Origin of the sequence: Aureimonas sp. AU20 (assembly GCF_001442755.1) — a bacterium.
Taxonomy (GTDB): Bacteria; Pseudomonadota; Alphaproteobacteria; order Rhizobiales; family Rhizobiaceae; genus Aureimonas.
Genome location: NZ_CP006367.1, coordinates 3,479,917 through 3,495,036, shown reverse-complemented (window position 1 = coordinate 3,495,036; position 15,120 = coordinate 3,479,917). Strand labels below are relative to the sequence as shown.

At 66.9% G+C, this 15,120-nt stretch carries 14 protein-coding genes; 2 read left to right on the top strand and 12 right to left on the bottom strand.

The window, feature by feature from the left end; translation table 11 throughout:
- Positions 1 to 5: 5 nt before the first annotated feature.
- The 9 genes from M673_RS15930 to M673_RS15890 form a co-directional block, all read right to left on the bottom strand.
- Positions 6 to 920 carry a carbohydrate ABC transporter permease gene (locus tag M673_RS15930; protein WP_244493288.1) on the bottom strand — a complete coding sequence of 305 codons (915 nt, stop codon included), beginning with the start codon at positions 918 to 920 and terminating at the stop codon, positions 6 to 8.
- A 92-nt stretch (positions 921 to 1,012) separates the two neighbouring features.
- Positions 1,013 to 2,284 (bottom strand): ABC transporter substrate-binding protein, encoded by a 1,272-nt coding sequence (locus tag M673_RS15925; RefSeq protein ID WP_061977063.1) that lies wholly within the window; start codon positions 2,282 to 2,284, stop codon positions 1,013 to 1,015.
- A gap of 38 nt (positions 2,285 to 2,322) precedes the next feature.
- Positions 2,323 to 3,492, bottom strand: a complete 1,170-nt coding sequence (locus M673_RS15920; RefSeq protein WP_061977061.1) for a PLP-dependent transferase — start codon at positions 3,490 to 3,492, stop codon at positions 2,323 to 2,325.
- Complete coding sequence (locus tag M673_RS15915) at positions 3,489 to 4,226, bottom strand: FadR/GntR family transcriptional regulator (RefSeq protein WP_061977059.1); 738 nt, start codon at positions 4,224 to 4,226, stop codon at positions 3,489 to 3,491. The genes M673_RS15920 and M673_RS15915 overlap by 4 nt, the downstream gene beginning before the upstream one ends.
- A 148-nt stretch (positions 4,227 to 4,374) precedes the next feature.
- Positions 4,375 to 5,388 (bottom strand): zinc-binding alcohol dehydrogenase family protein, encoded by a 1,014-nt coding sequence (locus M673_RS15910; protein WP_061977057.1) that lies wholly within the window; start codon positions 5,386 to 5,388, stop codon positions 4,375 to 4,377.
- 68 nt (positions 5,389 to 5,456) lie between these two features.
- On the bottom strand, positions 5,457 to 6,470 hold the full coding sequence (locus M673_RS15905) for an aldo/keto reductase (RefSeq protein ID WP_061977055.1): 1,014 nt from the start codon (positions 6,468 to 6,470) through the stop codon (positions 5,457 to 5,459).
- 71 nt (positions 6,471 to 6,541) lie between these two features.
- On the bottom strand, positions 6,542 to 7,489 hold the full coding sequence (locus tag M673_RS15900; RefSeq protein ID WP_061977053.1) for an ABC transporter substrate-binding protein: 948 nt from the start codon (positions 7,487 to 7,489) through the stop codon (positions 6,542 to 6,544).
- Between the two features lie 72 nt (positions 7,490 to 7,561).
- Positions 7,562 to 8,587: an ABC transporter permease gene (locus tag M673_RS15895; protein ID WP_061977051.1), complete on the bottom strand. Its 1,026-nt coding sequence runs from the start codon at positions 8,585 to 8,587 to the stop codon at positions 7,562 to 7,564.
- A 7-nt stretch (positions 8,588 to 8,594) separates the two neighbouring features.
- Entirely contained in the window at positions 8,595 to 10,118 is a 1,524-nt protein-coding gene (locus M673_RS15890; protein WP_061977898.1) for a sugar ABC transporter ATP-binding protein, read from the bottom strand.
- Positions 10,119 to 10,429: 311 nt separating this feature from the next.
- Between M673_RS15890 and M673_RS15885 the strand changes: the two genes are divergently transcribed.
- On the top strand, positions 10,430 to 11,122 hold the full coding sequence (locus M673_RS15885) for a FadR/GntR family transcriptional regulator (RefSeq protein ID WP_061977048.1): 693 nt from the start codon (positions 10,430 to 10,432) through the stop codon (positions 11,120 to 11,122).
- Between the two features lie 33 nt (positions 11,123 to 11,155).
- On the opposite strand, the gene M673_RS15880 is transcribed toward M673_RS15885, so the two are convergent.
- Genes M673_RS15880 through M673_RS15870 form a run of 3 tightly spaced genes read right to left on the bottom strand, consistent with a single transcriptional unit; the run spans position 11,156 to position 13,636 of the window.
- On the bottom strand, positions 11,156 to 11,998 hold the full coding sequence (locus tag M673_RS15880) for a fumarylacetoacetate hydrolase family protein (RefSeq protein WP_061977046.1): 843 nt from the start codon (positions 11,996 to 11,998) through the stop codon (positions 11,156 to 11,158).
- 37 nt (positions 11,999 to 12,035) lie between these two features.
- On the bottom strand, positions 12,036 to 12,776 hold the full coding sequence (locus M673_RS15875) for an SDR family oxidoreductase (protein ID WP_061977044.1): 741 nt from the start codon (positions 12,774 to 12,776) through the stop codon (positions 12,036 to 12,038).
- A gap of 56 nt (positions 12,777 to 12,832) precedes the next feature.
- Positions 12,833 to 13,636: an IclR family transcriptional regulator gene (locus tag M673_RS15870; RefSeq protein ID WP_061977042.1), complete on the bottom strand. Its 804-nt coding sequence runs from the start codon at positions 13,634 to 13,636 to the stop codon at positions 12,833 to 12,835.
- A gap of 106 nt (positions 13,637 to 13,742) precedes the next feature.
- Here M673_RS15870 and M673_RS15865 point away from each other — a divergent pair, with 106 nt between their 5' ends.
- The gene (locus M673_RS15865; protein WP_061977040.1) at positions 13,743 to 15,026 is read left to right on the top strand and encodes an L-fuconate dehydratase; all 1,284 of its coding nucleotides are present in this window, start codon (positions 13,743 to 13,745) and stop codon (positions 15,024 to 15,026) included.
- Positions 15,027 to 15,120: the final 94 nt, after the last annotated feature.

The window sequence follows — 15,120 nt, the reverse complement described above, 5'->3', positions numbered from 1 at the left end:
GCGGATCAGCCCTTGCGCAGCAGCATCTGGCGCAGCGACACCAGAGCGAGGGAGTAGAGAAGGAGAAGCCCCAGCAGCACCAGCGAGATCGCCGAGGCATAGCCGAAGTCGAGCTTCCGGAAGGCGGTGGTGAAGATGTAGCTCGCCACGATCTGCGTCCGGTCGGCCGGACCGCCGCCGGTCATCACCACGATGAGGTCGGCGAAATTGGCGACCCAGACCGTGCGCAGAAGAAGCGTGATCGCCATGGTCGGCGCCAGGAAGGGCAGGGTGATCGACCAGAACTGCTGCACCGAATTGGCGCCGTCGATCGAGGCCGCCTCGTAGATGTCGCGCGGGATGGACTGCAGCGCGGCCAGCATGGTGATGGCGAAGAAGGGAATGCCCCACCAGACATTGGCGACGATCGGCCCCCAGATGGCGAGCTGCGGATCGGCCAGGATATTGGTCGGCGCGTCCATCAGCCCAAGCGCGAAGAGCCAATGCGGGATCGGCCCGACCACGGGGTTGAACATCCAGGCCCAGTTGAGGCCGGACAGGAAGGTCGGCACAGCCCAGGGCAGGAAGCAGAGCGCCTGCACGATGCCGCGTCCGCGAAAGGGCCGGTTGAGAAGCAGCGCCAGCGTCAGGCCGAGCAGGAACTGGAGCGCGACGGAAATGCCGGTCCAGTAGAGCGTGTTGTTCAGCGCCAGCCAGAAATTGCGGTCGACCCAGAGCGCGTGAAAATGCTTCAGCCCGACGAAGCCGCCGCTGAAGGGGCTGAGCAGGCGGATGTCGCGAAACGCGTAGGACACGCCGATCACCAGCGGCACCAGCATGACGGCGAGGATCAGGACCAGCGCCGGCGCGCTGTAGAGATAGGGCTCGGCGGCCTGGAGAAAGCGCTGGCCGGGCGTGCGGCGATCCTGAAACGGCACGATGCCTTCAGTGGTCGTGGTCAAGGCGGGTCATCCCTTCGGGAAGGGCCAGGGGAGCGCGGCGGCGGGAGCCCCGCCGCCGCGCGCGAGAGGGGTTACTTGGTCTTGTTGGCGAGGTAGGCCTGCTGGGCGGTGGTGAGATAGTCCGCCCATTCCTTGGCCATGTCCTCGGGCGTGATCTCGCCGAGCAGGGCGCGCTGCGAGGAGGCCGGCACGAGGCTGTCCTTGAAGAAGGCGAACTCCTCGAGATAGCTCGGCAGCGGCGTCGGGACGGTGTTGGAATCCTTCAGCTCGTCGAACCAGCCCTTGAACTTGTCGCCGGCATAGAACGGATCGTTCTCGGCCGACTTCAGCGCCGGCAGCGCGCCGGTCTTCTTGTTCCAGGCGACGTTGCCTTCGGTGCCCTGCAGCGTCTCGATCAGCTTCCAGGCGAGATCCTTGTGTTCGGAAGTCTGGAACATCGACCAGCCGGCATAGCCGATCACCGGAAAGGCCTTGCCGGCCTCGCCCTTGGGCAGCGGCACGACCCCGTAGTCTTCCGGCTTCATGCGCTCGGAAATGGCGATCAGCGCGTCCGGGTCCTGGTTGAGCATGGCGCAGGTGCCGGAATAGAAGCCCGCCACCGTCTCGTTGAAGCCCCAGGAGATGGAGTCCTTGGGCGCCAGACCCTTCTTGTAATAGTCGATGTACCAGGCGAGGCCCTTCACCTTGTCGGGGTCTGCGAAGGTCGAGGTGCCGTCTTCCTTGAAATAGGTGTTGTTGCCGGCGATGGCGTTCATGAACACTGTCCAGTCGTTCAGGCCGCCGCGCGCGCCGCGCAGGCAGTAGCCGTACTTGCCGGGCAGCTTGGAGACCTTCTCGGACGCCGTCTGGAACTCGGCGATGGTCTTGGGCGGGCCCTCGACGCCGGCCTCCGCGAAGAGCTTCTTGTTGTAGAACATGGCGCCCATATAGAAGCCGTAGGGCAGCATGTAGGCGGTCTTGCCGTCCACCTGCCGGCCGAACTCCAGCGCCCGGTCGTTGAGGTCGGCCGCGCCCTGCCACTTGGCGAGATAGGGCTCCAGGCTCTCCAGCGCGCCGTTCTTGGCGTAGAGCGCGACCCAGGTATCAGGCATCTCCATGACGTCGGGCGTTTCGCCCGCCGAGACCATGGTGGCGAACTTCTCGAAGGCTTCGCCCCAGGGCAGCGAGGTGATCTCGACTTTGGTGCCGGGATTGGCCTGTTCGAACTTGGCGACGATTTCCTTCAGCGTCTCGGTGCGCGAGGGGCTGGTGATGACTTCGACGAGCTTCAGCGTCGTGTCGGCCATGGCCGTTCCCGACAGAAGGAAGGAGGCGAGGGACGCGGTGAGGATCATGCGTTTCATGTCTGCGATGTCTCCTGTGGGTCGGGTTGGGATCGAGGTCAGGCGGCGAGGCCGGCGGTGATGGCCGCATCGAGATCGGCCTTCAGCGCGTTCGCGCCTTCGAGGCCGACATGAAGGCGGACGGAGCGCGGCGAGATGCCGAAGGCGTGGCCGGAATTCGGCCCCTGGTTCTGCGACAGGACGACCTGCCCCGGCACGCAGAGGCTTTCATGCCCGCCCCAGGACACGCCGAGCTTGAAGAGCTTCAGGCTGTCGGCGAAGCGCGGCACGTTCACCCCTTCCTTGAAGGTGAAGGAGAAGAGGCCCGACGTGCCTTCCAGGCCCGGCGGCAGCGCGTTGGCGAGCGCGGGGTGCTGGACAGATTCCACGCAATCCTGCGCCTTAAGGTGATGGGCGACAGCGAGCGCATCCGCCTCGTGTGCCCGCATACGGATCGGCAGGGTGCGCAGGCCCCGGATCAGCAGCCAGGCGTCGAAGGGCGAGAGCTTGGCGCCGAGATAGGGATAGGTCTGGGCGCGGATTTCGCGGATCAGCGCCTTGGAGCCGGCGACGACGCCGGCCACCACATCGGAATGGCCGCCGAGATATTTCGAGGCCGAATGGATCACGAGGTCGACGCCGAGCGCGATCGGCCGCTGGAAGACCGGCGTCGCCCACGAGTTGTCGATCATGGTGAGGACGCCCTGCGCCTTGGCGAGCTTGGCCAGCGCGCCGACATCATGGGTCTCCATCACCCAGCTCGTCGGGCTTTCCATGTAGAAGAGCTTGGCGCCGGGCAGGGCTCTGGCCAACGCCTCTTCGTCGCGCCCGTCGACATAGGTCACCTCGATGCGCATGCGCTTGAGGAGGATCTCGAACAGGCGATAGGCGTCGGGATAGATGTGGCGCACCGCGACGATGCGATCACCCGGCTCGGCGAAGGCCAGCACCGCCGAGGAAATCGCCGCCATGCCACTGGCAAAGCCCATCGCGTCCTCGGCGCCTTCCATGGCGGCGAGCTTCTCCTCGAACAGGCGAACGGTCGGGTTGAGGCCGCGCGAATAGGTCGGGCGCACGCGCTGACCGAGATAGGTCTCCTCCATCTCCGCGAAAGAGCCGAAGGTGAAGAGCGAGGTCTGGGCGATCGGCGGCACCACGGCGTCGAAGGCGTGGCGCTCGTCATGAGCCGCGATCAGCGAGAACGGATCGAGTGCGGCGGGATCGGTCATTGCGACATGTCCTTGATGTCCTCCTCGACGATGTCGAGAATGGCGAGGGTCTTTTCCCGCGCGAGGCCGGGGTCGCGCGCGGCGATCGCCTCGAACATCTCGCGATGGAAGGGGAAGGAGCGGCCGGCGAAGTCGGGCCTGTCGAAGGGCTTGAGGAAGAAGCGCTCGAAGGCCTCGCGCATCTGTTCCAGAAGCTGGCTGAACAGCGGGTTGTGCGCGGCCTCATAGACCGAGAGATGGAAGAGAAGGTCTTCCGGCCCGGCCGTGCCGTTCAACCGGTGCACCCGCTCCATCTCGATAAGGCGTACTTCCATGCGGGCGAGATCCTCGCTCGTATGGCGAAGCGCGGCCAGGGCGCTCGCCTCCGCCTCCAGCCCGCGCCGGATGTCGAGCGTCTGGAGCAGCCCTTCGCGCAGGCCCGTCGCGGTGATCGAGAGCGGCATGTGGACGGTGGCGGCCGACAGCGGGCGCAGGAGATAGGAGCCGCTGCCCTTTCGCGTCTCGACGACGCCCAGCGCCTGAAGCTGGCGCACTGCCTCGCGGATGGTGGAGCGGCCGACCGCCAGCGCCTGCATCATCTCCCGCTCGGCTGGCAGCCGGTCGCCGGCCCGGAGCCCGGCGCGCTCGACATGCCGCCCGAGCGCGTCCAGCGTGTCGCGCAGCCGATCCATCGCGGGAAGAGGAGACACACCGTCCAAAACCGAGCCGTCAAACCATTGGAATTGGTCTGACATCTTACGGGTTGGAAAGGGTTGGTCAATCCTTATTCAGGCTCAAATCTTGTGCAATGCAGCGTGAATTGGCCGATTGGAAACGCCGAAAAGCCCCGACACCTCGAACCGGAGTTCGAAGCGCGGGGCCTGTCGGTCGTGGCAGGGGGAATCAGTCGATCCGTACCATGGCCTTGATGACGCCGGCGGCCGGGTCGAGAAGCCCGGCGAAATGCTCGGGCACTTCGGCAAGGGTCAGGCTGTGCGTCAGCAGCGCCTCGCTCGGCACGTCGCCGGCGCGCAGCGCATCCACCACGGTCTCGAAGTCTTCCGGCGTCGCGTTGCGGCTGCCCAGCAACGTGGTTTCGCGCTTATGGAACTCCGGGTCGTTGAAGCGGATGTCGCTGGCGACGATGGAGACCAGCACATAGGCCCCGCCATGGGCGACGAAGCCGAAGCCCCGCTCCATCGCCTTGGGGCTGCCGGTCGCGTCGAAGACGACGTCGAAGAAGTCGCCGCCCGTGATCGCCGACAGGCGCTCGTGATCGCCCTCTCCCGCCTGCACCACCTCGTGGACGCCAAGATGCGCCCCGGCAAAACGCAGCCGGTCTTCGCGCGTGTCGAGCATGGTGACGCGCGCGCCGCGCAGCCGGGCGAAGATCGCGACGGCGATGCCGATCGGCCCGGCGCCGACGACGAGCACGTTTTGCCCGTCCATCACCGCGCCGCGGCGCACCGCATGGGCACCGATGGCGAGGAACTCCACCATGGCGGCCTGGTCGAGCGTGATGCTCGCGGCCTTGCGCACGAAGCGCTCGGGCAGGCTGAGGTATTCGGTCATGCCGCCGTCGCGGTGGACGCCCAGCACCTGGATGCGCGAGCAGCAGTTCGTCTTGCCCTGGCGGCAGGCATGGCATTCGCCGCAGGAGAGATAGGGGATGACATAGGCCTGATCGCCCCGGTGCAGCGCCGAGCCCTCCGGCGCCTCCTCCACCGTGCCGGCCAACTCGTGGCCCATGACGCGGGGATAGGCGAGATAGGGCTGGTTGCCGGAGAAGATGTGCAGGTCCGTGCCGCAGACGCCGATGCGCCGGATGCGGAGAAGAACCTCCCCTTCGCCGCGTGTCGGCTTGGGCTCTTCGCGGGGGCGGAGGGTTCCCGGCGTTTCGCACACGATGGTCAGCATGGGGCAGGCTCGCGAATGGAGGTCGGACGCTCGGGGTGGCGAAGGGCGACCCCGAGCCGGAAGTTATGTCAGGCGGGAAGGCCGGGCAGGGGCGTGCCTTCGGCGACGAGGCCGCGCTGGCGTAGCGCCGCCCAGAACTCGGCCGGAATCTCCGCTTCGAACCACTCGACATTGGAGCGGATCTGCCGGGCGTTGCGCGCGCCGGACACGCAGGACACGACGGCGGGATGCGCCATGCCGAACTGCAGGGCAGCGGCCTGGATAGCGACGCCGAACTCTTGCGCCACCGCGCGCAGCTCGCCGACGCGGCGGATCACGTCTTCCGGCGCGTCGCCATAGTTGAAATTGTTGGTGCCGGCCAGAACGCCCGAGTTGAAGGCACCGGCCACCACGATGCGCGCGCCGCGATCGACGCACTTCTGGAGAAGACCGAGGCTTTCCTGTTCCAGGAGCGTGTAGCGCCCGGCGAGCATGGACACGTCGAGATCGCATTCGTCCAGCGCCTCGCTCACCGCCTCCCACTCGTTGACGCCGAGTCCGAAGCCGCCGATGCGCCCGTCCGAGCGCAGTTCGCTGAGCGCCTTGAAACCGCCGCCCTTGGTCAGCTGGTTCCAATGGTGCTCGTGGCGCTCGCCATGGGTCACGCGGCCGATGTCGTGGACATAGAGAATGTCGAAACGCACCATGCCAAGCCGCTGCTGGCTGGCGTCGAACGAGCGCAGGATCGCGTCGTAGCTGTAGTCGTAGACCTGATGGAACGGGCAGGGGTCGACATAGCCTTCTGCCTCCGCGCCCACGGTCTCGTCCGGCACCATGAGCCGTCCGACCTTGGTGCTGATCGCGAAGTCGGAGCGCGCGCGCTCGTCGAGAATGGCGCCGAGCCGGCGCTCGGAGCGCGTGAAGCCATAGAAGGGCGCCGTGTCGAAATAGCGGATGCCCGCGTCCCAGGCGGCGTCGGCCGTCTCGCGCGCGTCGGAAAAGGGCATCAGTTTCAGAAGGTTGCCCATCTGCGCGCAGCCAAGGCCGAGCCCGGTCAGGCTGACCTTGCCATTGGGCAGTTCGCGGCGGTCCGTCGTCTTCATCACGTCAGGCTCTCGTTGGAAGAGATAGGGAAACCCGCCGGCGGCAGGGCGCCGCCGGCGGGGACGTCGGATCAGTAAAGGACGTTCTTGGCTTCCGGCTTGTCGATGTTTTCCTTGGTGACCATCACGACGCCGGTGTCCTGCTGCTTCTCGACCTTCTCCTTCTTGAGGAGCTTGGCGATGGTCTGGGTGCCGAGTTCGCCCATCTGGAACGAGCCCTGCACGGCGATGGCCGAGAGCGTGCCGTCCTTCACGAAGCCCTGAAGGTCCTCGTTGCCGTCGAAGCCGACGGCGACCACCTTGCCGGCCTTGCCGGACTGCGCGAGCGCGCGGCCCATGCCGATGGCGGTCGGCTCGTTGGCGCCGAAGATGCCCTTGAGGTCGGGGGTCGAGGCCAGAACGTCGGTGGTCTGGTTCAGCGCCGTCGCCATCTGCGACTGCGAATAGAACGGGCCGACGATCTGCAGCTTGGAATGGGCCTTGATGTAGTCGGTGAAGCCGCCGACGCGGCCGATCTCGGAGCCCGCGCCCGCGACATAGGACATGACCGCGATCTTGCCCTCGGTGCCGACCTTGTCGATCAGCGCCTTGGCGGACATCTCGCCGGCCTTCTTGTTGTCGGTGGCGAGGAAGGACTGGTAGTACTGCGCGCCGCTTTCGGCGATCTGGCTGTCGATCAGCACGACGGGAATGCGCGCTTCCCAGGCCTTCTTGATGGCCGGCACGAGCGCGTCCGGGTCGGACGGGGCGAGGATGATGCCGGCGACCTGACGGTTCACCGCGTTCTCGACCATGTTGACCTGATCGGCGATGGCCGATTCCGAGGCCGGGCCGTTGAAGGTCGTGGTCGTGCCTTCCGGCAGATCCTTCTTGGCGGCGTCGACGCCCTTCTGGACGTTCTGCCAGAAGGTCGAGTTCACCGTCTTCACGATGACGGCGACTTCCTTTTCGGCGGCCTGGGCCGAGAAGGCGACGAGGGCGAGGGCCGATCCGGCCAAGGCGGCGACGAGATTGCGCATGACATTTCCTCCCGAGTGGTCTGCTTGACGCCCGCGCCGCCCCCGTATCGCCGGGGGCGGGCGGGAATGGGGTTAGCGGCGGTTGCGGAGCTGGTCGATCCAGACGGTCGCCAGGATCACGAGGCCGATGATGATCTGCTGCGTGAAGGCCGAGACGCCGTTCATGTTCAGCCCGTTGCGCAGGATGCCGATGACGAAGGCGCCGATCATGGTGCCCGAGATCGTGCCGACGCCGCCGATCAGCGACGTGCCGCCGATCACCGCGCTGGCGATGGCGTCGAGCTCGTACATCACGCCTTCGTTCGGCTGGGCGGTGACGAGGCGGGACATGAGAACGCAGCCCGTGAGCCCGGCCAGCGTGCCGGACAGGACATAGGTGAAGAGCGTGACGCGGGCGACGTTGACGCCCGACAGGCGCGCCGCTTCCGCATTGGAGCCGACGGAATAGATATGACGGCCGAGCACGGTCCGGCGCAGCATGATGGCCACCGCGATGGCGATCACCACCATGAGGATCACGGGATAGGGGATGCCGGGGAAGGTGACCGTGGGAAAGCCGTCGTCGCCGATCTCGACCATGCGGAACAGGGCGCCGTTGCCGAGTTCGCCGAAACTGTCGCCGAGGCCCGAGACGGCGCGTGCGCCGGTGATCTGGAGCGCGAGACCGCGCGCTACCATCATCATGCCGAGCGTGGCGATGAAGGGCGGCAGCTTGGCGCGCGTGATGGCAAGCCCGTTGACGACGCCGCACATCGTGCCGACGAGGATGCCGAGCAGCATGCCGAGCGGCACGGGCATGCCCCATTCCTTCACCGCCAGCGCGGCGACGACGCCGGCCAACGCCAGCACAGAGCCGACCGACAGGTCGATGCCGCCGGTGATGATGACGCAGGTCGCGCCGATGCCGAGCAGCGCGATGGAGGTCACCTGAAGCGCGATCGTCATGCCGTTGTTGACGGTCAGGAAGGCGCTGGAGGTGGCCGAGAAGACGACGGCCAGGGCGAAGAGGCTGCCGAGCGCGGCGAACTTCTGGATCAGGTCCTTTTGCCGATCGCTGAGGAGGGGCCCGCGCGGCTTGTCTTGGGGGATCGTGGTCATGGCGTCCTCAATGCGCAAGACTGGGCGCCCGGCGGGCGTGGCCCGAGGCGTAGTGCATGATCTCTTCCTGCGAGGTCTGCTTCGTCTCCAGGATGCCGGTGATGCGGCCCTCGTGGAACACGGCGACGCGATCGGTCAGGCCGAGGATTTCGGGGAGTTCGGACGAGATCAGGATGACGCCGATCCCCTGCGAGGCCAGCTCGTCCATGATCTTGTAGATCTGGAACTTGGCGCCGACGTCGATGCCGCGCGTCGGCTCGTCGAAGAACAGGATGCGCGACTGGCGGAACAGCCACTTGCCGATGATGATCTTCTGCTGATTGCCGCCCGACAGGAGCCGCGTCACCTGATGCACCGAAGGGGTGCGGATGCTGAGAAGATCGACATAGCGCTGCGCGATCGTCTCTTCCTCAGCGAAGTCGATGAAGCCGTTCTTCGACACGCCACCGAGATGGGCCAGCGTCATGTTGGCGGCCACCGGCATCTTGACCGCGAGCCCGTGGCTCTTGCGGTCCTCCGAGAGATAGGCGAGCCCTTCGCGGATCGCGTCCTGCGGCGACCCGATCGAAACGGGGCGGCCGAACAGCTCCACCGTGCCCGAATCCAGCGGGTCGGCGCCGAAGATGGCGCGCGCCACTTCCGTTCGGCCCGCGCCCATGAGGCCGGCAAAGCCCAGGATCTCGCCGCGCCGAAGCGTGAAGCCGATGTCTTGGAACGTGCCGGCCCGCGTCAGCCCTTCGACGCGCATCAGGACATCGTCGCCCGGCACGGAAAGGCGGTCGGGGAACTTCTCCTCCAGCGAGCGACCGACCATGCGGGCGACGATGTCGTCCACCGAGAGGGCGGCGAAATCGTCGGTCGAGACATAGCGCCCGTCGCGCAGGATCGTCACGCGGTCCACGATCTCGGCCATCTCGTCCAGCCGGTGCGAGATGTAGACGATGCCGACGCCCGAGCGCTTGAGATCGCGGATGACGCCGAACAGGACCGCCGTTTCGCTCTCGGTGAGCGAAGAGGTCGGCTCGTCCATGATCAGCACTTCGGCGTTCAGCGACAGGGCCTTGGCGATCTCCACCATCTGGCACTGGGCCACCGACAGGCCCCGGACCTGCCGGTCGGGATCGAGCGAAAGGCCCAGGCGCTCCAGGCAGGCGCGCGCGTCGCGGCGCAGCTTGGCGCGGTCCACGAACAGGCCGGCCACGCGCGGCTCGCGGGCGAGATAGATGTTCTCGGCGATCGACAGGTGCGGAACGAGGTTCAGTTCCTGGTGGATGATGGCGATGCCGAGCGCTTCGGACTCGGTGGTGGAGGCGAAATGGCGCTCCTCGCCCTTGTAGACGATGCTGCCCGAGGTCGGCTGGTAGAGGCCGCTGATGATCTTCATCAGCGTCGACTTGCCGGCGCCGTTCTCGCCGCACACGGCATGGACCTCGCCGCGGCGCAGGTCGAAGGACACGCCGCCGAGCGCCTTCACGCCGGGAAATTCCTTGGTGATCTCGTGCAGGCGAAGGATCGTTTCGCCAGCCGGCATGGCAGCGCCGGTTTGCGCGTCACCGGTCGTGGCGGTGCGACCCGCCATGGCGGGGCTGGAACCTGACTGCTGCATCCTGTCCTCCCGCGCCCCGTTGAGAGCGCCGCGCCGCCCGTTCCTCCCGGGCTGGCGTCTCAGGCCTCTCGGCCGATGAAGCTAGGGTTAGGATGCTCCTTGGAATTGGTCAAGCCAGTTTTGAAAGCCGAGCACAACTTGTCAGACTTTAAGGAATGCATATCGCAAGAAGGAGCTCATTTCCGCTTCCGACGCGCCGGGATCGTCGCTATGGTCAGGCCAATCAGGAGGGATGCATGTCCGAAGCCATCAAGGGTCTCGACGGTCGCCGGCTCTACCAGCAGGTCGCCGACCAGATTCGCGCCCTGATCCGCGCCGGCCAGTTTCCCCCGGGCTCGCGCCTGCCGGCCGAGCGGGAACTGGCGGTCCAGCTCGGCGTCTCGCGCCCTTCGCTGCGCGAGGCGCTGATCGCGCTGGAGATCGACGGCAGCGTCGAGATCCGCATGGGCTCCGGCGTCTATGTCTGCGCGCCGGGCGAGGAGGCGGACGCGCCGACGCGTCCGCTCGGCGAAAGCCCGTCGGAACTCATGCGCGCGCGCGCCGCAATCGAGAGCACAGTGGCCCAGCTCGCCGCCGCGCGCATGACGCCGGACACGCTCGCCCAGCTGCGGCAGGCGCTGAATGCCATGGGCGCCGAGATCGACGCCGGCCGAAAGCCGCTGGAGCAGGACCGGCTCTTCCATCTCACGATCGCCGCGCAGACCGGCAATGCCGTGCTGACGCGCATCGTGCGTGAGCTGTTCGACGATCGCCACAGCCCGATCTCAGCGCAGATGCGCGTGCGCTTCGAGACGCCGGAAACCTGGCGCGTCGCCTTGGCCGAGCACGAGGCGATCCTGGAGGCGCTCGGCTCGGGCGATCCGATCCTGGCGCAGGCGGCCATGCGGATGCACCTCGAAGCCTCGCGCGAGCGCTGGACGCGGGACTGACGACGACGTCGCCGGCCCCGCGTCCTTCAGGGGTCAGCCCTGGCGGCAGGTCTGGCGCTGCGTGCCCAGGCCTTCGATGCCGAGTTCGATCACGTCGCCCGCCTTCAGGAAGACGTTGGGCTTCTGGCCGAGGCCGACGCCCGGCGGGGTGCCGGTGGAGATGATGTCACCCGGCTGCAGGCTCATGAACTGCGACAGGTACGAGACGAGGAAGGCGACGCCGTAGACCATGGTGCGGCTGGAGCCGTCTTGGTAGCGATGGCCGTTCACGTCCAGCCACATGCCGAGATTCTGCGGATCGGCCACTTCGTCCTTGGTCACGAGCCACGGGCCGGTCGGGCCGAACGTGTCGCAGCTCTTGCCCTTGGTCCACTGGCCCTGGCGCTCGGTCTGGAAGGCGCGCTCCGACACGTCGTTGATGACGCAATAGCCGGCGACATGGTCCAGCGCCTCGGCTTCCGAGACGTATTTCGCCGTCTTGCCGATGACGACGCCGAGCTCGACTTCCCAGTCGGTCTTCTCGGACCCGCGCGGGATCTCGATGTCGTCGTTCGGCCCGACGATGGCCGAGGTCGCCTTCATGAAGATGATCGGCTCGGAGGGCACGCTGGCGCCGGTCTCGGCGGCGTGGTCGGAATAGTTGAGGCCGATGCAGATGAACTTGCCCGTGCCGGCGACGCAGGCGCCGAGGCGCGGATCGCCGTCCACCAGCGGCAGCGAGGCGGTGTCGAGCTTGGCGATCTCGGCGAGACCGTCCGGCGTCAGCCAGCGGCCCGACAGGTCGCTCACATGGGCCGAGAGGTCGCGAATGCGGCCGTCCGCGTCCAAAAGGCCGGGCTTTTCCGCGCCGGGCGCGCCGTGGCGAAGCAGTTTCATGGCAGTCTCCCTTTTCTCGAAATTGTGCGGCGCGCGGTCAGATGTTGGACCAGCCGCCGTCCACCACGAGCGCCTGACCCGTCATGAAGCCGGACTCGTCGGACGCCAGGAACACGGCGAGCTTGGCCATTTCCTCGGGCGTGCCGAGCCGGCCCATGGGCTGGCGCGAGATGAAGGCGGCGCGCGCCGTCTCGTAGTCGCCGAGCGCGCGCATCCGGTCGCCCAGCGAGGGACTTTCCACCGTGCCGGGGCAGATGCAGTTGCAGCGGATGCCCTTGGTCACGAAGTCGGCCGCGACCGACTTGGTGAGACCGACCACGGCCGCCTTGGTGGTGCCGTAGATGAAACGGTTGGGCGCGGCGATGACGCTGGAGGCGACCGAGGCCATGTTGACGATCGAGGCGCCGCCCTTGTCGATCATGCCGGGCAGGAAGCCCTTGATGAGCCGGTACATGGAGCGCACGTTGAGCGCGACGGAGAAGTCGAAATCCTTCTCCTCGCATTCGAGGATCGTGCCGGCGTGGACATAGCCCGCGCAGTTGAACAGGATGTCGGGCGCGGCGCGGCCGGCGCAGAAGGCCTTCACCGCCTCGGCGTCGGTCACGTCGAGGACCTGCGTCTCGATCCCATCAGCCTTCAGGTCTTCCAGCGCCGCCGCGTTGATGTCGGTCGCCAGAACGCTCGCGCCCTCGGCCACGAATTCCAGCGCCGCCGCGCGGCCCATTCCCTGCGCTGCGGCTGTCACCACAGCCGTCTTGCCTGCGAGCCGTCCGGCCATCAGCTGGTCTCCTCCCGTTGAGTGTTTCAAGGGTACATCATGGATGCGCGGGTAAATCAATCCCGCTGCAGCGCCAAACCCTGGCCGATGCGCGAGGCGGCCTGGGCGAGTTCGGCGAGCAGCGCGTCTGGCTCCCACGGGTTCAGCCGAATGCGCAGATAGGGGCAGGTGAGGGCCGCGATGGCGCCGCCCTCGTGCGCCTCGGTGACGGGAACCGACAGGTCCACCACCGCCTCCGACAGGCCACTCTGGCGCGCGACATGGCCGGCCGCGCGAATGGCGGCCAGTTCCGGCTCCAGCGCATCGAGGTCGAAGGCCGGCTCCTCGCGGTGGATGTCGAGCAGCGTGCGATGGCGGCGGCGCGCGCTCATGAAGGCGAGGAGGCAGCGCCCGGAGCCCGTCAGCGTCAGCGGCTGGCGATAGCCGATGCGCACGGTGAAGCCGATGTGGCTGGTGCTTTCCACCCGCGCGATCACCACCATCTGCGTTTCGCTGGGCACGGCGAGGTGGCAGGCATAGCCCGTCGCGTCCGAAAAGGCGTTCATGAAGGGCAGGGCGGTTTCCACCAGCGAGCGGTTCACCGGACGGCTGAGCCCGAGGCGGAACAGGCGGTCGGTCACGCGGAACCGATCCTCGCTTTCCGTGCGCTCGATATAGAGGCGCTCCTGCAACACGCTCACCATGCGAAAGATCTCGCCCTTGGTGCGGCCCACCCCGTGGCCGATCTGCTGCAGGGTCAGCGCCTCGCGCGAGGCGGACAGAAGCTCCAGAATATCCAGCCCTTTTTCCAGCGCCGGCGCGGTGTAGCGCCGCTCGCGGTCGCCGCCGTCCGAGCCCTCGACGCTGTCCTCCCTCGCCATTCGCTCGCTCCCTGTCGCTTGACGATCCGTTTCACTCATGATTACCCATTTCATATCAGAAACAAAGAGCGCGTCCATTGGTCGGGCGCCCGCTCGGGGAGGAACCATGGTTCAGGACTGGACGATCCAATCGCATCGCTCCTACGACATCCGCTTTCCCACGTCCTTGCAGAAGGACGGGTCGGACGCGATGAACCCGGACCCCGACTATTCCGCCGCCTATGTCGCCTTCGAGACCGATGGCGGGCCGCAGGGCCATGGGCTGACCTTCACGATCGGCCGGGGCAACGATCTCTGCCGCGCGGCGATCGACCTGCTCGCGCCCAAGCTGCACGAGTTGAAGCTCTCCGAGATCACCGCCGACATGGGCGAGTTCTGGCGTTTCGTGACGGGCGACTCGCAGCTGCGGTGGGTCGGGCCGGACAAGGGCGTCATGCATCTGGCCACCGGCGCCGTGGTCAACGCGGTGTGGGACCTCTGGGCCAAGGCCGCGGGCAAGCCGGTCTGGCAGCTCGTCTCCGAGATGGAGCCCGAGGAGATCGTCCGCCTCATCGACTTCCGCTACCTGTCCAACGCGCTGACCAAGGACGATGCGCTGGACATCCTGAAGCGCGCCAAGGAAGGGCAGGCCGCCCGCTTGGAGAAGCTGACGAGCCAGGGCTATCCCAGCTACACGACCTCGGCCGGCTGGCTCGGCTATGACGACGACAAGATCCGCCGCCTCTGCCGCGAGGGCATTGCCGAGGGCTGGTCGCATTTCAAGCTCAAGGTCGGGCGCGATCTGGAGGACGACATCCGCCGCTGCCGCATCCTGCGCGAGGAGATCGGGCCGGACCGGATGCTGATGATCGACGCCAACCAGATCTGGGAGGTCGGCGAGGCGATCGACTGGGTGAAGGAACTCGCCCAGTTCGACCCCTGGTTCATCGAGGAGCCGACCTCGCCCGACGACATTCTCGGCCATGCCGCGATCCGTCGTGGCGTCGCCCCGGTCAAGGTCGCGACCGGCGAGATGTGCCAGAACCGTATCCTGTTCAAGCAGTTCCTCCAGGCCGAGGCGATCGACGTGGTGCAGATCGACGCCGCGCGCGTCGGCGGCCTCAACGAGAACCTGGCCATCATGCTGATGGCCGCCAAGTTCGAGAAGCCGGTCTGCCCGCATGCCGGCGGCGTCGGCCTCTGCGAATATGTCCAGCATCTGTCGATGATCGACTATCTCTCCATCTCGGGAAGCTGGGACGGGCGCGTCGCCGAATATGTCGATCACCTGCACGAGCATTTCTTCGAGCCCTGCGACGTCCGAGGCGGGCGCTACTTCCCGCCGCGCGCGCCCGGCTTCTCCATCGAGATGAAGCCCGCGTCCATCGAAGCCCATCTTCACCGCGCCTGACGCCTCGTGTCCGGCGGCTTCGCATCCGCCGGATAGGCTTCAGGCGTTTGACTCTGCCCCATGATCCCAGGCAAGGCGCGTCGGCCTTGCCTGG